Raw genomic sequence first — 19,324 nt, 5'->3', positions numbered from 1 at the left:
TCGGTGCATCCCGAAGTTGCCGGGGATGCAGGTAGGGCGCGTCCGTCCCGGCGCGCCGCCGGAGCATGATGTTTTGCATCCCGTGGGCGGCGGGCTGGGACAGGCCCGCCCTACCAACAACATCGGGGTGCACGGGGAGCCGCTGGACATGCAAAGCAAGGCTCGCGTTTTGTGCCACGAGGGAGCAGATTTCGCGGTGTGACGGGCGGCGAATTCAACGAAGGCGTGGAGTCTGGTGTGCCGCGGCGGGAGTTTCTTCGCCGCGCCGGTCTGGGCGTGGGCTGGCTGGGGCTTTCCCAGTTGATGGCGGAAACCGTCAGCGCGCCGAACCCCCTGCAGCCTCGTCCTCCCCATATCCGCCCCGCGGCCAAGCGGGTGATTCATTTCTTTCTCAACGGCGGCGCGTCGCATGTGGATTCTTTTGATCCCAAGCCGATGTTGGAGCGATACGCGGGCAAGCCCTTGCCAACGGAAAACCTGCGCACCGAGCGGAAGACAGGCGCGGCGTTTCCGAGTCCGTTCAAGTTTTCCAGGCATGGCGCCAGTGGACTGGATGTCAGCGAGTTGTTTCCGTACCTGGCCCGGCATGCGGATGACCTGGCGGTGATCCGCTCCATGCAGGCGGACGTGCCCAATCACGAGCCGTCCTTGATGCTCATGAATTGCGGGGATGCCGTGCAGAGCCGTCCGAGCTTCGGTTCGTGGGTGACGTACGGATTGGGAACGGAGAATCAGAACTTGCCGGCCTTTATCGCGATGTGCCCCGGGGGGTATCCGATCAAGGAAGCCGAGAATTGGCAGAGCGGATTTTTGCCGGGTGTGTTTCAAGGCACGTTTATCGATCCGAAGCATACCGAGGTGGAGAAACTGATTGAGCACGTTCGCAATCACTACGTGACGGCCGAGGCTCAGCGCCGGCAGCTCGACCTGCTGCAGTATTTCAACCGCGAACACCAGCGCCGCGGCCGGGCGTCCAATGCCCGCTTGGAGGCCCGAATTCATTCTTTCGAGCTGGCCTACCGGATGCAGGCGGAGGCCATGGATGCCTTTGATCTCAGCCGGGAGTCCAAGGCCGCGCGTGAGCTTTACGGGGACACCGTTCATGGACGGCAAACCCTGATGGCCCGGCGGTTGTTGGAGCGGGGTGTGCGCGTGGTGCAGTTGTGGCATGGCGCGGGCCAGCCCTGGGACAGCCACGACAAAATCGAGGACGCCCACCGACGGCTGGCGCGGGACATTGACCGTCCCATCGCGGCGTTGATTCACGATTTGAAAACACTGGGACTTTTCGAGGACACGTTGATCTTGGTGGGCGGAGAATTCGGTCGCACCCCGACGGTGGAACTCAAGCCCTCCGGGGATCAAACTTACGGACGGGATCATAATCCCTATGGCTTCTCGGTGGTCCTGGCGGGAGGCGGCATTCGCGGAGGAACGGTGTGCGGCGCCACGGATGAATTCGGATTCAAGGCGGTGGACAACGTGGTGCATGTCCATGATTTACACGCCACGCTCCTGCATTGCCTGGGCTTCGATCACGAGCGGTTTACCTATCGCTATGCCGGAAGGGATTTCCGGCTGACGGACGTCCACGGCCGCGTGGTGCCGGAGGTTCTGAATGAACGGCTGGTGTGAAAAGAGAATTGGATTCGATGCTTGCGAAACGCGTGATTCCCTGCCTGGACGTCCATGATGGCCGCGTGACCCGTGGGGTGCAATTTGGCAAGGCGGAGGCCGGGGAACTTCGGAATGTGGGCGACCCGGTGGAATTGGCGGTGCGTTACAACGACCAAGGCGCGGATGAGATGGTCTTTTTCGACATTACGGCCAGTGCGCACGGACGCGCGTCCATGGTGCAGGTGATCGAACGCACGGCGGACCGTTGTTTTATGCCCCTGACCGTGGGCGGTGGCATTCGCACTTTGGACGACATGAGGGCCATGTTGAAGGCGGGGGCGGACAAGGTGAGCATCAATTCCTCGGCGGTTTCCAATCCCGACTTGATCCGCGAAGGCGCGGAGAAATTTGGAAGTCAATGCATTGTGGTCTCGATCGATGCCAAGAGAGTCGGACCCGGGAATTGGGAAGTGTTCGTTCATGGCGGACGCAAGAGCACGGGCATGGAAGTCCGGGAATGGGCGTGCCGTGCGGTTTCCCTCGGGGCGGGTGAGATCGTTCTCAACAGCATTGATGCGGACGGCACCAAGGCGGGTTACGATTTGGAGATTACGCGTCTTGTGAGCGAGTCGGTCGGTGTGCCTGTGGTGGCGAGCGGCGGCGCGGGCAAGCTGGAGCACATGTCCGAGGTGTTGTTGCAAGGGAAGGCGGACGCCGTGCTGGCCGCGAGCATCTTCCACTTCGGCACCTACACGGTGGCGGACGTGAAGAAGGCGCTGGCTGCGGCCGGCATTCCGGTGCGTTTGTAGGGGCAGTGGCCAGAGCCTCGTGCCTCGTTGGATCGGGAAGTCATTCGTATCCCACTCGGTGCGCCTCTCCGCCTTCGAAGGCCCGAGGAAGAGCCGGCGCCTGCGATGATGGCCAACTTGCCTTCAACGCAGCTTTGCGGAGGGGGAGGTGATTCCGGCCGCGGGTGGGGTCGGTCGCATGCTGCCTTCAATATGACCCAGCCATCCCCTTTCCGTTGCGCATGCTGGTCCCAAGGACACGGGTTACAGGAGCTAATGCATCCTTGGTGCCTGCTTATACACGCGTCGGGCGGCCCTGAGGGGGGGGGAAAACCGTTGACGCGTCAAAACACGCAAAACTACATTTGCCGTGCGAATAACCGCGAATTCTCCATTCATGCTCCCATGAGTTCCACGCCCCCCGCCACTCCCCGAGGCCTCGAAGGTGTCGTTGCCGCCAACACCCGGCTCAGCGACGTCCGAGGCGACATCGGCGAACTGATTTATTGCGGCTACAACATCAACGAGCTGGCGGGCCAGGTTTCCTACGAGGAGGTGGTTCACTTGCTGCACCACAATCATCTCCCCAACCGCCGGGAACTCGAGGAGCTCAAGGCGACGCTGGCTGGATTTCGCGAACTGCCCCAGGGGGTCATCGAGATCGTGCAAACCCTGCCGAAGGACACGCCGCCGATGCACGCCGTGCGCACCCTCATCTCGGCGCTCGGCTGCTTCGACACCACTTGCGACGATGATTCCCAACACTCGCAACGCCGCAAAGCCCTCCGCCTGATCGCCCAAATTCCGGTGGTCACCGCCTATTTCCATCGCCATCGCCAGGGACTGCCGCTCGTTCATCCCAATCCCGCCTTGGGCGAGGCCGCCAACTTTCTCTCCATGATCACCGGGCACGCGCCCTCCCGCGATCAGGAAAACACGATGGACATGTGCTACGTGCTGCACGCAGATCACGGCATGAACGCCTCCACCTTCAGCGCCCGCGTCACCATCGCCACCCTGAGCGACATGTATTCCGCGGTGACCACCGCGATTGGGACCCTCAAAGGCCCGCTGCACGGTGGCGCAAACGAAGGGGTCATCAAAATGCTCCAGGAAATCGGATCCCTGGAGCAGGTGGACGCCTACATTGAGGAAGCCCTGGCCCAGAAGAAGAAGATTATGGGCATCGGTCATCGCATTTACAAAGTCCTCGACCCCCGGGCGCCTCATCTCAAACGCATGGCCCAAAAACTCAGCGAAAGCCTGGGCGAGTCGAAGTGGATCCAGATGAGCGAGCGCATCGCCGAGCTCATGCTCTCGCGCAAGAACCTGCACGCGAATGTCGATTTCTATTCCGCCACGGTCTATTACTCCCTCGGCATTCCGACCGACCTCTTCACTCCCATCTTCGCCATCGCCCGAACGAGCGGCTGGACCGCCCACGTGCTGGAGCAGCTCGCCGACAACCGGCTCATTCGTCCCCAGAGCAATTACAACGGCCCCGTGGGACTGAAAGTGACGCCCATCGAACAACGCTGATCGATCGCACGGGACCCCTCACTCCTTCCCCTTCCGTTCCATGAATCTGCACGAATACCAAGCCAAACAATTGCTCGCCCAGCGCGGAGTCACTGTGCCCCTCGGCCAGCCGTGTGTGACGATCTCCGAAGCCGAAGCCGCCGCCGACAAAATCTTCGGCTCCGGCCAGTCGCTAGCCGTGGTCAAGTCCCAGATCCATGCCGGCGGACGCGGCAAAGGGATTTTCAAGTCCGGCTGCAAAGGCGGAGTCAAACTCGCCAAGTCCAAGGAGGAAGTCGTCGAACTGGCCAAGTCCATGCTCGGCCAAGTGCTCGTCACGAAGCAAACCGGACCGGACGGACGGAAGGTCCAGACGTTGCTCGTGGCGGCCGCGGAGACGATCGTGAAGGAGTTTTATCTCGCCGTGCTGCTCGATCGGAACAACTCCCGTCCATTGATCATGGCCAGCACGGAGGGCGGTGTGGAGATCGAGGAGGTCGCGGTCAAGACTCCGGAGAAGATTCTCAAAGAGTGGGTCGATCCCGCCGTCGGGATTCAACCCTACCAGGCGCGCAAGATTGCCGCCGGATTGGGCTTGCAGGGCGCTCTGGCGAGTGCTGCCGCCAAACTCATTGGCAACGTTTACCGCACTTGGTGGGAATGCGACGCCTCCATGGTCGAGATCAATCCCCTGTGCATCGTGCGCGATGCCGCGGGGGCGGAAAACATGGTGGCGGTGGACGCCAAAATCTCGATCGACGACAACGCTCTTTTCCGGCACCCGGAGATCGTCGCCATGCGCGATTTGAACGAGGAGGCGCCGCTCGAAATCGAAGCGAGCAAGCATCAGCTCAACTACATCAAACTCGACGGCTCCATCGCGTGTTTGGTGAATGGAGCCGGTCTGGCCATGGCGACCATGGACATCATCCAGCATTTCGGCGGTTCCCCCGCGAATTTTCTCGACGTCGGAGGAGGCGCCAGCAAGGAGCAAGTGACCGCCGCCTTCAAGATCATCCTGCAGGATCCGCATGTGCAGGCCATTTTTGTGAATATCTTCGGAGGCATCATGGACTGCAATGTCATTGCCACCGGGATCGTCGCGGCCGTCCGCGAGACCGGTTTGAAACTGCCGCTCGTCGTTCGTTTGGAAGGCAACAATGTCGCGGCCGGCAAACAGACCCTTGCGGAATCTGGCCTGACCATCATCTCCGGCGACACGATGGCCGACGCCGCCCGTAAAGTCGTCGCCGCCGTTCGCGCTTGAATTCGAGCTCTCACTCTTCACGCTTTCTCCCATGGCCATTCTGATTCAACCCGACACCAAGATCTTGATCCAGGGCATCACCGGTGCATTTGGCGCCCGCCACGCCCAGCTTTCGCTGGCTTACGGAACCCGGGTCGTGGCTGGAGTCACTCCGGGCAAGGGAGGACAACTTTTCGAGAACAAGGTCCCCATCTTCGACACCGTCTCCCAGGCGGTCCAAGCCACGGGCGCGACCGCCTCGGCCATTTTCGTCCCGCCACCCTTCGCGGCGGACGCGATCCTGGAAGGAATCGACGCCGGACTCGATGTGGTCGTGTGCATCACGGAGGGAATTCCGGTGATGGACATGATTCGGGTGAAACGCGCGATGCAAGGATCCCGCACTCGATTGGTGGGGCCGAACTGTCCAGGCGTGGTCAGTCCCGGTCCAGGGAAAGATTCGCACGGAGGCTGCCGGATCGGTATCGCTCCCGGCTACATTCATAAGCAGGGGAATATCGGCGTGGTTTCCCGCAGTGGCACGTTGACTTATGAGGCGGTTTGGCAATTGACCAGCCGCGGCGTCGGGCAGTCCACCTGCGTGGGCATCGGAGGAGATCCCGTGAATGGGACCAGTCACCTGGATGTCCTTCAGCTTTTCATGAAGGATCCCGACACGCATGGGATCATCATGATTGGGGAAATCGGCGGGAATGGCGAGGAAGACGCGGCGGAGTGGATCCGCCGTCACGGCACCAAACCGGTGGCAGGGTTCATCGCCGGAGCGACGGCTCCTCCGGGACGGCGGATGGGACACGCGGGCGCCATTGTCAGCGGGGGCAAAGGAACTGCCGCTGCCAAAATCGAGGCCTTTCGAGCCGCCGGCATTGGGGTCGCCGCGACTCCAAGCGAGATGGCTGACACGTTGTTGCGCATGATGTAGGGCATTTCAACGGGCTCTCGCTTCATCGACCCAGGGGATCCACCGCGCCCCGACTCACCATGAGTTTGCTCGACGTCATCTTGAACTGCGTCGCACTCCTTCTCTGGCTCAATTGGCGGTCCATTGACCTTTCGCCGACAATTCGCGCGGGCTCGGGTTCGTTGCTGTCCACTTTGAAGCGCATCGAGGTGCGGCAGGAAAAGACATGGGTTTATCTCGCCGGGTTGATCCTTCTCCTTTTGGTTCGCCCCATCTTTTATCAACGGCTGGGCGATGCCTACCAATGGGTGCCGGTGTTGGATCTGGGCGTGGTCCGTTTTTCTTTCCGCGTTCAAGAGCTCGGCAAGGTGTATCTTTACTCGACCCTCGCCTTCCTTAAAATCGCAGGCGTTTTTTACTGGTGTGTAATCTTTCTTGCCGCCGTGCACCGGAAGCTGCCCGACACGGTCACGTATCAAAGATTCGTGAGGTTGCATCTTGGTCCCTTGGTGAGGCTACCTTCCTGGTTGTTGATTTTCGGCGTTCCCCTTTCCGTGCTCTGCCTGTGGGCAGGATTGCAAACTCCGATGGCCGCCCTGGGTTTGGTGCCCGAGATACGTCCGTCAGCTCAAGTGTGGCGCCAGGGCGGGGCCCTCGCCTTGTCCGTCTATCTGGCTTGGGCCATGCCGTTGGCGTGGGTTTTTGGCCTCCACCTCGTGAACAGCTACGTCTATTTGGGCAATCACGATTTTTGGAACTACGTGAATGCCACCGCCCGGCGCGTACTCGAACCGGTCCGTTTCATCCCTCTCGCCATCGCGCGGGTCGATCTCGCCCCGGTTCTCGCCCTGGTGGCCTGCGGCATGATGGACCACTTCGGAACGGAGGCCCTGCTCCGTCTCTACTCTTCCAAGTTCTAGTCGGGGATCCGGCAGACTTCGGTCTCACCACCCGCGATTGATTTTCCGAAGGCGGACTGGCTACTTCCTCGGGGTTGTGCTAGGCTGACCCGAAACGGTTCCAATCAACCTGACAACGTCGTTCTTCCTGTGAATACCTCCCGATTGGCCAGCTTGTTGATCCTCGCGTCTGTGGGATTCGGAGCGAACTCAGATCTGCGCGCCGCTCTGGTTGGGGCGGCTTCCTCGAACCCGGTGGTATTGGTGCGCGAAAGCTGCGGTGTGCCCGGCAACGCACTGGTGGCCGCCGGGACTTCCGGCGGCAATGGCGCTGTGGATCCTGGCGAGTTCGTGGAAATGCGCTTCGCCTTCACCAATCAATCCTCCACACCACTCGTTTCCCTTTCGATCTTTGTTCTGAATACCAACGGTGTGACAGGATCGTTCGGAGCGAGGTTTATCGCCGGACCCGTCGCCCCGGGTGACCGTTTCGAGGCGGACCTGTCTTTCCTCCCAATCGGTTCTCCCGGCGATGTCGTAAAGCCTTCTGTCCAGGTGGTCGTAGGCGCGGTTGGGACCGAGATCTTGCCATTCGAGATTCGGCTCGGGAAGGACGTTACCACCACTTCGTCTTTTGCCAATGCCACGGCCATCCTCGTGCCTTCGATTGGGCAGGGTTCCGTTTTTCCCTCTACGGTGACGGTCCCGCCAACGTTTGCCGGGACCGTGAGCGGAGTTAAAGTGAGGCTTTTCGGCGTTGCCCACTCGCGGCCCCACGATCTCCAGGCGCTGCTGGTTTCGCCGCTAGGGGACAAGATCATCCTCATGAACGGGGTGGGAGGGGATGTCTCCGCGAGTGGCGTCGCTCTGACTTTCGATGCCGGCGCCACTGCCTCGATCGCGGCCGCTGGACCACTCGTTTCCGGGAGTTACCGTCCGTCCGCCGCCCCGTCCGCTCTGCCCTTGCTCGCTCCCGCGCCGGGGCCGCCTTACAGTCAGGATTTAACCACGCTTCATGGCAAATCGGCGCCAGGCACTTGGAGTTTGTTTGTCTCCGACTCCATTACCGTGGATGGCGGATCGGTGACCGGAGGCTGGGCTCTGGAACTGACGACAAGCGAACTTCAATCCTGCGTTTCGCCCGTGACGCCCGTCCTCGGAGGAGTACCGGCATCCCCTGTCACCATGAACGAGGATACCGTCCTGAACCTCAGTTTGAATCTTTCGGACGACACCACGGCGGCGGCGGATTTGATCCTGTCGGTCAAACACTCGAATACGAACTTGTTTGCGGACGAGGGAGTGAGGCTTGGCGGGTCGGGCGCAACACGATCCCTAACCCTCTCGCCTCGAACCAACCAATTCGGGACGGGGCCTGTTGGTGGCGCAAACATCACGATAAAATTGCAGGACAAGGACGGCTTTTTTGTCGAGCGAACCTTCCGGGTGGATGTGGCACCGGTGAACGACGCCCCGAGTCTCAGTGCGGTACCGAATCTTCCCATCGCGATGGACGGGGTGAGCGACGAGATCACGTTGACCTTGAGCGATGTCGAGACCGAGGTCGCGAACCTCCTGCTTTTCGCCACTTCAAGCAACCCGGCGGTGGTGCCCGATGGACGGGTTCAATTCACGGGCACCGGTTCTCAACGCAAAATGGTCGTGCGCCCGCTCCCGGGACAAAGCGGATTCTCGACTATCACCCTGGCCTTGCTGGATCCGGACGGCGGGGTGGCCAGCGTCAACTTCCTCGTGGTGGTCAGCTCACCCAACGCGTTTCCAGTGATCTCCGACACGGGCAACCAGTCGCTGGTCCAAAATCAATCCGTGCGGCTTGATTTCACGGTGTCTGATCGTGAAACACCCGCATCGGATCTTCTGGTCACCGTCACTTCCACCGATTCCGTGCTGGTGCCACCTTCCGGCTTGGTGCTTGGCGGCGCGGGCAGCTCGAGATCATTGACGATCACGCCCGCGAGAGGTTTGTCGGGGCGGGCCACGGTGACCATCCGGGTGCGTGATTCGAGCGCACAGGAATCGACGGATTCCTTCGAACTCCTGGTGAGTCCGACAGCGCCTCCTCCGAATTTGCCACCGCGGTTGGGGCCGATCTCCGAGAAATTCAGCGGGTCCGGCCAGGCTCTTGTCTTTCGGTTGAACGTGCAGGACGCCGATCACGACCTGGCGTTGTTGAAGTTTTCCGCGACCAGCGATTTCACAAGTCTGCTGCCCTCTTCGGCGATTACGTTCGAATTCGTGGACGGTGGATGGCTGCTGCGCGCCCAGCCCATGCCGCAGGCGAGCGGGACGGTGACGGTCGTTGTGAAAGCCGAGGATCCGGCCGGGGGAATCTCGACCGCGTCCTTCCGCGCCACCTTCCAAGGATTCAACACTCCGCCGGAACTGACTTCTTTCCCCGAGTTGCGTTTGGAAGCCGGCAAGACAAGCGCTCCCATCGTGTTCTACGTGGCCGATCAAGAAAGTCCATTCGACGAACTTCAGGTGGCTGGAGTGGTGTCCCAGCCGGCTTTGGCATTTCTCGAATTTCAGGGAACAGGTTTTGAACGGCGCCTTGTGGTGAAAGCCGCCGGGGGCGGCGGTGGGAGCACCGAAGTTCGAGTGACCGTGACGGATCCAGGCGGGCAATCGGCTTCCACCCTATTCAAGTTGAATATCAGCCCGGAACCCGTGGTGATCCCTCCCATATTAACCTTTCGTCTGAACGGGGACCGGTTCGAATTGTCCTGGCCATCCACCAGCACGGGGTTTGTGTTGGAAAGCGCCTTGGACCTGGTGAATCCGAATTGGCAAAACCTCGGTACAGGCGGGATTCCCATCGGGGGAATGCATCGTGTCAGCGTTACGCTGGACCCCGCGCGCCAGTTTTTTCGATTAAGAAGACCGTAGCCTCGGCTTCCTTGAACCTGCCGACTCACCTGATGCTGAAGATACTCACCCTTCCGCACCTCGGCCCGGCGGAGTTTTTTGCATGAAACGGCAATTCAGCCGCGTCGAGATGCGCCAGAGCTTGAGCGTCAAAGGCCTGCCGAAAGTTGAGGTGAATCCGAAAGGTGATTCATCCAAACTTGGGAAAGGCCTTTGCCCATGTTCACCACGTTGAACTGCCGATCGAAGGTTCAACCGCTGCAGCTTCGCAACCTGGAGAATTCAGCCCGCGACTTCAGCCATTTTCCGTCTCAACATGTCGATGTTCGCTTCGATGCTGGCCACGTAGCAGTTGGGCCCGTCGGGATAGGGTAAGGCCAGAAAGCGATACATGCCGAGGAAATCACGCTGGAGTTTGGGCAGGACGTATTTTTCCCAGAAGAGAGGGGTCTTCCGCATCAAATCGTCCGCACTGGCGAAGGTTCCCCCAGCGGTCATTTTCCCGGCGTTGTAGGCGGCGGATTCCGCGAACTCGGAGAAAAGAATGGGAAGTTTGTCGATGTAATCCCTGGCCGCCATTTGCCCGAGCAGGTCGGCCGAACCGAGGGCGAATCCATGAAGACGTTCCAACTCCGATCCAAATGGAATTCCGGAGAGATCCACGTTCACGCCGGTGCACCGAATCATGTTTTGCACTTCGGTGATGTCGGCCGCAGGAACTCCATGCCCCTGCAACAACTTCTTGGCAAACTCGGCGCTGCGATGGACGTGAACCAGCGTGTATTTCGCACCCGTGCCTTCGTTGTCGCCGACCACCTTCAAATATCCCGTGTCGTGGAGCAGAATCGCGAGGATGGACAGTTCGAAACGCCTGGCGTCGGATACAGGGGCGACCCCTGCGCGATGCCGGCCTTGGAGGATTCTGGCCAAACAAAGGGTTCCTTGCAGCGTGTGTTCAAAATCGTGGTAGCGAGCGTCGATCGCTTGGTAACCAGGATATTCACCCTCAAAGCAACGCTTCGCGAGCGCAAACGCGGTTGAAGTGAAACCGGGGTTGCCGTGAGGAAACATCTCCAGGTAAATCGCTTGAACCTGGCTTTCCACCTCCGCGGGAGAACGTGTGTCAACCTCGGAAAACACGAATTGCCTTTGGACTTCTAAAGGCAAATTAACACTCCCGAAACGAGTTTGCACGCTCTTTCCTTTCTATCGGCGGAATTTGCCCCGCCTGAATCCCTGACGCACGCTTTGTGCCAGTCTCAAGGACGAGAACGCACAAATGCCTCAAGCGGAAACCCTTGAGCTTCTGTCGGAGAGGTGAACAGTTGTTCATCCAAGGAGCGCCACAAGCCCGATGCGGTCAATGCTGCGGAAAACGGCGAGTTTCGATGAATGATAACAGTTGTGGACGAAGCGCTTCCAACGAGGGGAGCGGGATCAGTCGGGCTATCCCCGATCCATGTCGTTCCGAGGAAGTAAGCGACATAGAGTCCAATCCTCTGTCCCTGGTAGAATGCACTTCCCGCAATGGGTTGAACGACGTTGGCTTGCTTCAGACGGTCCGCCATGGCTTTGCCAACCTGAGTGGCTGTTGCCGGCGCGGGGGAAATCACGCGGGATAGCTCCGATCCGGGCACAGCCAGAAAGGAGGCGATCACCAACGCGCGTCCAAGTGGCCGCCTCGACTGAATCCAATTCCAACGCTCGATTCCCACGAGGCACAGCGCCAGAAGTAATGGCTGAGCAAAGAAGAAATAACGCAGGTCCACCGTTTGAACATACGTGAAGCCATGCGCGGCCGCCGCGAACATGACGGGTGCCACGAGATAAAGGACCGGCGAAGCAGCCAATCGCAACGGCTCCTTGGAACGCCACCAGGCCAGGGAGGCGATCAGCGCGGCCAACCCGAAACCCACCCCATCCAGTGTCCAAAGCAAACCGAGAATGGTCAGTGAATTCTCGTAGAGCAAACCGAGTTGATGGTCGAAATAGGCCCGGCTCTCAAAGGGTGACCAATAGCGATAGGCCATGCGGCTCGGATCCTCCCATGCCGTGAGGCGGCCTGGCTCGGGCTGATGAAGGGTACGACCAAACGGATGATACCTTTCCTGATCGGACGGCCCAACGATCGCGTGCGCGATTTTGCCGGTTGTCGAGAAGGTCGGTGTTCCGTACTTCAGCGATAACACCAGAATCCAAGGAGCCGAAAAGAGGAAGATGAGCCCGGCCAATTTCGCCCAGGATCGCGTGGAGGTGCCGTCTCCCCGCTGCTGCAGCCTTTGAGCCAGCCATGCCGCCAGCGTTGTGGCCAACGCGAGCGGGAGCGCAATGGCCTTCGCGTGGTAAGCCATCGACCAATAGAAGGCCACACGGAGAAGGCCCTTGGTCGTGGCGCTTCGCTCCTGCTCCATCATCGCTCCCAATGCGGCCAGGATCCATGAACCCACGAGCAAGTCCGGCGAGATTTGAGCCGAGGACCAAACCGCGGCCGCCATTCCGGTCGCGAAGTTCGCACCCATGCGAACGATGGTCGGAATCTTCAATCGTAAAAACAGCTGGTGCGCATTCCATGCAAACAAAGCGGCGGAGACAGCCATCGCCAAATGCGCCGCCAGCAAGGACTCGACCCCGATCCGGAGAAAGAGCGCCATGATCCACGGCAACAGGGGTCCCCAATATCCCGATATCGCCAGTCCCCATTTTCCCTCCGACCAGTAGGAAGCCAGCCGCAAATAGGCCACGCCGTCCGTGTTCAGTGTTTCGCGATGCTGGATGGCCAGCCAGACGGCAAACACGCCGAATCCCCAGGGGATCAGGCGTTCCCAGTTCGAAGCGAGGGGAGTTTTCGCGTTCATCCCGGCTTCCGAAACACGAACAGGTGGTTGAGTCCGAGCTGGAATGTTTTGTGAAGTTCGCAAACGAATCCCGCGGATTCGAACAACGGCCTCGTCCGATCCACTTCGTAGCCGTGGTGTTCCTCCACGTGGGTTCCGTCCGCCAGCCGCAGGCGGATCAAGAGATGGAGGATGTCATCCACTCGAGGCGACGGCACGGTCAGAATGACCTTGCCGCCCGGCCGGAGCCACCGGTGGCAGCAGCGTACGGAGTCTTCGAGCACTTGTTCCGGGAAGTGTTCCAGGACCGCGATCATCGTGATCGCGTCAAATTCAGCCGACCCGAGTTCCAAGCCGGGCAGCGAGCCTTGGCGGAACGCGATCCGTTCCCCGCCGGGTTGCGAGACGGGATCCTGATCGACGCCGAGTCCGGAGGCCAGTCGTCCTTTACGTTCCAGCCGGCGCAGGAACCATCCGTCGCCGCAGCCGATGTCGAGGAGTTTCGCGTCCGGCGGAAGGAGCGCCGCCGCATGATAGCAGCGCCAGGAGCGCAGCAGGCGGTCCACTGGTTTCATGCCGGATCCACGCGCGAACGGCGGAGACTTAGAACGCTGAGGAAGAAACTGGCGAGGATCACCTGGCCTCCGATGACCATGGCGGACACGCTGGGGATGATCATCCGAAGCATTTTGCCTGGATCCAGGACACCGAAATTGCGCTGGCTCCAGACATAAACCGCGGCGATTGAGCCCACCAAGCCGCCCGCCACCAGCAACCCTCCGACCAACAAACCCAGTTCCAGGGGAAAATATTTGCGAAAGCGGGAGATCCAAGGATCGGGGGGCATGAGACGCTCGCCCACCGCGAACACTTTGGTCAGAATGGCGAACCAAACCGCCTGCAATCCCATGATGACCGCCAGGGCCGCGTAGAGCAGCGTGTGCACATCGAAAGTGACCTGGCCCACCGGCCTGGGACCGGGCAAAAGCCAGCCTCCCACTAAGAGACCTGCGAGCATCAAGGCCATGCCGGGATAGAGAAAAAGCCAGCGTGGACTGAACAGCAACATGAACCGCAAGTTCCGCCATCCATCTCTCCAGGTCCGCAGATGCGGAGGACGCCCCCGTCCATCCGGGGAAAGGGTGGTGGGAACCTCCGAGGTCGGCAGGTGCATGATGGCCGCCTTGATAATCATTTCGCTGACGAATTCCATGCCCGTCGTCTGCAAATCGAGTTCGAGAATCGCCCGCCGCTCGAATCCTCGAAGACCGCAATTGAAATCTCCCAGCTTCGAACGGAAGAACAGACGCCCGATTGCGGTGAGCACGGGGTTGCCGAAATACTGATGCAACCATGGCATTGCGCCCGGAGCGATGCCGCCACGAAAACGGTTTCCCACCACCAGGGTATTTCCGTCGCGCAACCGTTCGAGGAACGGGGCCAGAGCGCTGAAATCGTAGCTGTCGTCCGCATCCCCCATGATGACGAACTTCCCTCGGGCCGCCTTGATCCCCGCGAGCAAGGCACTGCCGTAACCTCGCGACGCCACCTGAATAATCCTCGCTCCGGATTCTCTCGCCAACTCGATGGAGCCGTCCGTGCTTCCGTTGTCGGCCAGCAACACTTCCCCTTCCAAGCCGTGCCGCTTTAGAAAATCGAGGGCTTTTCGAACACACACGGCAACCGTGCGGACTTCGTTGAGACACGGCATGAGGACGGTCAACTCGACAGGCGCCTGATCCGGCCCCATTTCGGGATCAAGCTGGGAATTCGGAGCCGGGGTCATGCGAAACGGAGACGCGCGCCAAGGCGATGGAAATTTGCACGAGCGATGTCCGGGGTTGGAGGGAGTGTGGGGATGATTCAGGTCGTTACCGGACTTCGAACTCGATGCGATGTTGGTCGCCGTAAAGGGCCTCGTATCGGCCGGGTTCGCCCGGGTGGATTTTTCCCAGGGCGCCGGAGAGAATGATCTGACCTGCTTTCAGCGTGTGGCCCTGTCTTACCAATGTGTTCAGGATCGACATGAGGTTCCTCCACTGCCCGCCCTGAACATCCCCGCCGTTGGCCTCATGAAGCGTGGCTCCGTCTTTCCTCAACACCACGGAAAGCCTGTTGGGATCGAATCCCGCGATGGGAAAGGGTTTGCCCGTGATGAACCGATCGGAACCGATGTTGCCCGCGACCAAATCGTAGCCGCCGGGCCTCGCCATGCCGGGAGGCGCGGATCGTGGCAACTCGATGACCGGAACGATCGAGGAGACCATGTCCCGGGCCTGTTGTTCATGAAGGATCTCGAACGCCAAATCCGTGCCGAGCACATAGCCTAATTCCGTTTCGACCACGAAGGCTGCCTTCGGGATCGACTCCACCCGGATCCGCGAATCGCCGATCTCCAACCATCCCGGCTTGAACAGGACCCCGGTCAGCGGGCGGTCGATGCCCAGGCTTTGCTGGGCCGAGGCCGTCACGGCCGCACCCTTGTAACCCGCAATGGGGGCGTGCCGGCCACGCTCTTGGACGACACGCGATTGGACCCGGTAGGCCTGATCCCAGGATCCTCCAGGCAAGGTCTCCTTGAATGCTGGAGCGGGGACACCGGCCGATCGGGATTGGATCAAGCTTTGCGCCAGTTTTCGCACACCCACGGGATCGAGTTGACCCTGTGAACGGAGCCATCGCTCGAAATGCGACAACCAACCCGACACAGGCTGGCCCGCGTCGCGCACGCCGAATCCATGGATGCCCTCTTGAAACAAGTGGAGTTCCACGGGGGCACCCGCTTGTTTGAGCGCGAGGGTCCACTGCAAGCTGTTGTCCGAGGCGTCGCGCAGCGCGTGCACCACGAAGTTGGGATTCAAATTCGGTGTCAATCCAGCCGAAAGCTCGGATTTGAGTGCGCCCTTCGATCCCAGCAGTCCCCCGGGGTAAATCAGCGCGGAAAAATCGGGTAAGGAGGACGTTTCATCGGCTTCATCCTGTCGTGGATAGCTTCGTGGTTCGGACCGGGTCATGAGCCAGGCCGCGATTTCTCCTCCTGCTGAGAAACCCATGATCCCGATCGCATCGGGATCGATCTTCCACCGGGCTGCGTCTTTGCGGATCAATCCCATGGCCCGCTGAGCGTCCATCAGGGCGGTTCGAATGGGCGCGGGCACTCGGTATTTCAGAACAAACGCAGTCAGTCCCATCTGGTTTAACTTTGCCGCAACTTCAAGGCCCTCGTGCTCGTAGGCCAGGCGTTGCAGCCCGCCTCCTGGGCACACCAAGACCGCGGTGGGAATGTCCGATGTGGAAGGCCTCGGGAACACTTCCAGGACCGGCTGCGTGATGCCCGTGAGTTGATAGAACGGGCGTGGACGCCCCTCGACTTTTCGTTCCGGGCCCTGCGCTGAGGACTCGCCCGGAGGCCGGCCCGGCCAAAGCGGAATTCTTTCCGCGGGGGAGGGGAGCTCCGCTCCCACGAGGGCGGCGGCGAGTCCGCACAACGCCGCCAAGACCATGGCGGAATGGAGTTTCATCGGGTTCGATGGATGCCGAGGCGAGCGGCCTCCGCGGAGTTTGGTTAGGATTTGTCGCCGATTCTCCAGAGAGCGCCGTCACTGCGCACGAAGATCGAGCGGTGCGCGATGGAAGGGGTGCTCAGAATGACGTCCGCCAGTTCGAGTTCGGATACGATCGCGCCTTCGGCCGCCGTGGTGTCGACCACGTGCAACACCCCCTTTTCATTGACGCAGAAAAGGTGTTTGCCGGAGGCCACCGGTGTGGCGCTGAAGGGTCCCTTCAGCCGGAGCTGCCAGAGGCGCTTGCCGTCCGAAAGCTGGGCGCAACTGAGGACCCCCGCGTCGTTTAAGGTGTAGACCCGCGAGCCCATGGCCACGGGGCTGGCCGTGCCGGGCCGCATGGCGGAGGAGCGCCAAAGCTGTTCCGCCTCGGTTCCTCCCGGAGAAGTTTTCAATGCCGTGAGGCCGAATGAAGGGACCAGCAAGGTGTCGTCCACGGCCGTGCTGGAGGGGATGGTCGAGGAACCTTCCTTGTAACTCCACGCGATCTTTCCTGAGGCAGGCTCGACCGCGATCAGGCCTTTGCCGCTTTGCAGCGCGACCAACTCCCGGCCCTGCGGCGTCTTGAACAGGGTGGGGGAGGTCCAGTTCGCCAGCTTGGGGCGATCCATCTTCCACAAATTCTTCCCGGTTCGCGCATCGATCCCCGCGGAGAAGGACTCGCTGTCGTTCTCGATCATCACCACCACGGCCCCGCTGGAGACCACGGGTGAAGAGGACATGCCAAGGCTGTTGCTGGCGTTCGGGTAGTCACGTCCCAGTCCCCGCACCCAGAGCAGATTGCCATCCAGGTCGAGCGCGAATAAATCATTGGAGGAGAACAGCGCGAAGACGCGTTCTCCGTCGCTGACGGGGGAGGGGGCCGCGACGCTCGTTTTCTCGTGGCACATCGTGCGGCCCGTGGCCCAAAACTGACGTTCCCAGATTTTTCCGCCATCCGAAACCCTCAGGCACATGACATGCAGTCGTTCCTGTCGAGGACCACTCGACGCGGTGACAAGGACCCGGTCCCCGACCACGATCGGACTGCCCAGCCCTCGGCCAGGGAGGCTCGTTTTCCAGGCCACTTTGGAGAGGTTGAGATGAGGTTCCACCGCGGCGTCGGAGGCGACGGAGGAGGAGTAAGGTCCTCGAAACTGCTTCCAGTCTCCGGCTTGGAGGGATTCCGGGAGAAGCCATCCACCCGCCAGCAGGGCGGGGATGAGGAAAAGAGATTTCGTTTTCATGTTCAATCGAGTTGAGCGCGTTGGAAGGTGTCGAAGCGGATGGGTTCTCCGGCGGGCGTGGTGACACGAAGCGAGAACTGCCATTCCTGGGTCCATTCTTCTTTCTGTTCATTCTGGCAGGCCTTGATGAGGAGCACGTTGTCACCTTTCTTCAATTTCGCCGGTAATTGGTATTGATCGATCTCGCGACCGCGATGGTATTCGTCGCGTCCGAACAGCAGTTTCCCATTCAGCCAGACTTTCCAAGCGTTTTGGCTGCCCAGCCGAATCACCACGTCCTGGGCTTTGGTGCTCACCAGGGTGCTGGTGGCGTAGCCCGCCACGCCTTTCAGTTTCGTAAAGGGTTTGTTGAAATCCACCGTGCCGTAATCGTCGGTTGCGGCAAAGGGGATCCAGGACACCTTGCCTTGCGCCCCCTCGTAGGCCTGGAGGTCGAGCCCTTGAGTTTCAGGTCCAAACGGGGTGTCATATCCAACCCCGCCCAGATTGTTGAACGGGCCGACGACCTTCCAATCTTTCACCCAGGCGAACTGTGCCGCCAGCGCGACGGTCTCGCCTTGTTCCTTGAGCTTCTTGGCCAAGTCCTCTAATTGATCCGCCTCCCGGGCGTGGGTGAGTGCCCGGCGATAGTGGGCAATGGCCTCCGGTTTCTGGCCGTTCTTGATGGATTGGTCGCCCGCTTGGATGACTTGCGCGATCGCCTCCCGCCGCAAATCCGCCCCGGGATCGCCGAGATACTTGGGCAGCATCGATTGCGCCTTGGCCATATCGGCCCGGGCGATGAGTTCCCATGCCAGCCGCCGGGCGCGAGAGTGCTGCTTGAAATCGGTGGAGAACCTCTCCAGCGCGGCCGTGGGAAGGGAACCCGAAGCGATCGCGCGGTCCGCGATGCTTTCCGCGGCGGGTCTGAGCCAGTTCAACGCCAGGTCGTGCGCGCCATTCATGGCGGAGAGGACGGCGAGCAATTTGTCCGGTTTCTGTTGGGCCACGACACGCCAGGCCTGTTCGGCTTGGGCTTGGCCGGCTCCTTCTGGGCCGGTGGCTCGGAGCGCCTCCAGGGCCTGTTTGAAGCTTGGGGCGGCCTGCAGGGTCAGGCTCGCCGCGCAGAGCACCACGCCGAGGAGCGGGGCAAGACGGGAGATGGAAAATGTGTTCATGGAAAGGACGGGATGTTTTGTAGCTCAAGATCGAGGAATGTCCAAGCGCGATTGCTCGGTCCAGGAGGCAGACGGTGCATCCCGATGTTGCCGGTGATGCAGGTAGGGCGCGTCCGTCCCGGCGCGCCGCCGGAGCATGATGTTTTGCATCGAGTGGGCGGCGGGCTGGGACAGGCCCGCCCTACCAACAACATCGGGATGCACGGGTAGGCAGACCGTGCATCCCGAAGCTGTTGTGGTGTGGCGCAGGCTGCCCAGCCTGCCGTATCGCCGACGGCCCGTCGGCCCGGCGGGTGAAGAACGAGGCCCTTCCATGCGCTCCACGCGCCTGGCCCGGATCATTCATCCTGAGCTTGAATCCGCGACAGTGTGCCGCGTGAGGGCACGCGGCCCACCATCGCGCCTGCCTCTGTGTTTGGACGCCCGGTGTCCTCACCGGGCGTCCCGTGCATGAAAAAGGCGGCCCAGTTTCCTTCGTCGCCCCACAGGCTGGGCAGCCTGCGCCACAGCAGACAGGGCTGTCTGCGTGACCAAGACAACGCGGTCACCGACAACCTCTGGATGCGGGCGGCAGAAAAAAAACCAGCGCCCTTGCGGGCGCTGGTTTATGAATGCCGTTCGGAAGCCGCTGGTTATTTGCCCTTCGACGGCTTGGCGGCCTTGGTCGG

General features: G+C 60.8%; 14 protein-coding genes. 7 read left to right on the top strand and 7 right to left on the bottom strand.

Annotated elements, in window-relative coordinates:
• Window positions 1-303 precede the first annotated feature (303 nt).
• The 7 genes from FJ404_16720 to FJ404_16690 all read left to right on the top strand — a co-directional run bounded on the left by FJ404_16720 (window position 304) and on the right by FJ404_16690 (window position 9,897).
• Window positions 304-1,635, top strand: a complete 1,332-nt coding sequence (locus FJ404_16720) for a DUF1501 domain-containing protein (GenBank protein MBM3824502.1) — start codon at window positions 304-306, stop codon at window positions 1,633-1,635.
• Between the two features lie 17 nt (window positions 1,636-1,652).
• Window positions 1,653-2,426 (top strand): imidazole glycerol phosphate synthase subunit HisF, encoded by a 774-nt coding sequence (gene hisF, locus FJ404_16715; GenBank protein ID MBM3824501.1) that lies wholly within the window; start codon window positions 1,653-1,655, stop codon window positions 2,424-2,426.
• Between the two features lie 384 nt (window positions 2,427-2,810).
• Complete coding sequence (locus tag FJ404_16710; protein MBM3824500.1) at window positions 2,811-3,944, top strand: citrate synthase; 1,134 nt, start codon at window positions 2,811-2,813, stop codon at window positions 3,942-3,944.
• Between the two features lie 40 nt (window positions 3,945-3,984).
• Window positions 3,985-5,190, top strand: a complete 1,206-nt coding sequence (gene sucC / locus FJ404_16705; protein MBM3824499.1) for an ADP-forming succinate--CoA ligase subunit beta — start codon at window positions 3,985-3,987, stop codon at window positions 5,188-5,190.
• A gap of 31 nt (window positions 5,191-5,221) precedes the next feature.
• On the top strand, window positions 5,222-6,112 hold the full coding sequence (sucD, locus tag FJ404_16700; protein ID MBM3824498.1) for a succinate--CoA ligase subunit alpha: 891 nt from the start codon (window positions 5,222-5,224) through the stop codon (window positions 6,110-6,112).
• Between the two features lie 59 nt (window positions 6,113-6,171).
• On the top strand, window positions 6,172-7,011 hold the full coding sequence (locus FJ404_16695) for a hypothetical protein (protein MBM3824497.1): 840 nt from the start codon (window positions 6,172-6,174) through the stop codon (window positions 7,009-7,011).
• A gap of 129 nt (window positions 7,012-7,140) precedes the next feature.
• Window positions 7,141-9,897 (top strand): hypothetical protein, encoded by a 2,757-nt coding sequence (locus tag FJ404_16690; GenBank protein ID MBM3824496.1) that lies wholly within the window; start codon window positions 7,141-7,143, stop codon window positions 9,895-9,897.
• 261 nt (window positions 9,898-10,158) lie between these two features.
• Here the strand turns inward: FJ404_16690 and FJ404_16685 are convergent, their stop codons facing one another.
• The 7 genes from FJ404_16685 to FJ404_16655 form a co-directional block, all read right to left on the bottom strand.
• Entirely contained in the window at window positions 10,159-11,016 is an 858-nt protein-coding gene (locus tag FJ404_16685) for a hypothetical protein (protein ID MBM3824495.1), read from the bottom strand.
• A 119-nt stretch (window positions 11,017-11,135) separates the two neighbouring features.
• Window positions 11,136-12,731, bottom strand: coding sequence for a hypothetical protein (locus FJ404_16680; GenBank protein ID MBM3824494.1), 1,596 nt, complete (start codon window positions 12,729-12,731; stop codon window positions 11,136-11,138).
• A complete protein-coding gene (locus FJ404_16675) occupies window positions 12,728-13,285 on the bottom strand; it encodes a class I SAM-dependent methyltransferase (GenBank protein ID MBM3824493.1) in 558 nt (185 codons plus the stop codon). Before FJ404_16675 ends, FJ404_16680 begins: the two co-directional genes overlap by 4 nt.
• Entirely contained in the window at window positions 13,282-14,460 is a 1,179-nt protein-coding gene (locus FJ404_16670; GenBank protein ID MBM3824492.1) for a glycosyltransferase family 2 protein, read from the bottom strand. Before FJ404_16670 ends, FJ404_16675 begins: the two co-directional genes overlap by 4 nt.
• A gap of 121 nt (window positions 14,461-14,581) precedes the next feature.
• Window positions 14,582-16,231, bottom strand: coding sequence for a hypothetical protein (locus FJ404_16665; GenBank protein ID MBM3824491.1), 1,650 nt, complete (start codon window positions 16,229-16,231; stop codon window positions 14,582-14,584).
• Window positions 16,232-16,275: 44 nt separating this feature from the next.
• On the bottom strand, window positions 16,276-17,499 hold the full coding sequence (locus FJ404_16660; protein ID MBM3824490.1) for a pyrrolo-quinoline quinone: 1,224 nt from the start codon (window positions 17,497-17,499) through the stop codon (window positions 16,276-16,278).
• 2 nt (window positions 17,500-17,501) lie between these two features.
• Entirely contained in the window at window positions 17,502-18,656 is a 1,155-nt protein-coding gene (locus FJ404_16655; GenBank protein MBM3824489.1) for a hypothetical protein, read from the bottom strand.
• Window positions 18,657-19,324: the final 668 nt, after the last annotated feature.

It is taken from the genome of Verrucomicrobiota bacterium, from assembly GCA_016871495.1.
Taxonomy (GTDB): Bacteria; Verrucomicrobiota; Verrucomicrobiia; order Limisphaerales; family VHDF01; genus VHDF01.
The sequence above is the reverse complement of the archived record's forward strand: the minus strand, read 5'-3'. Positions and strand labels throughout refer to the sequence as shown.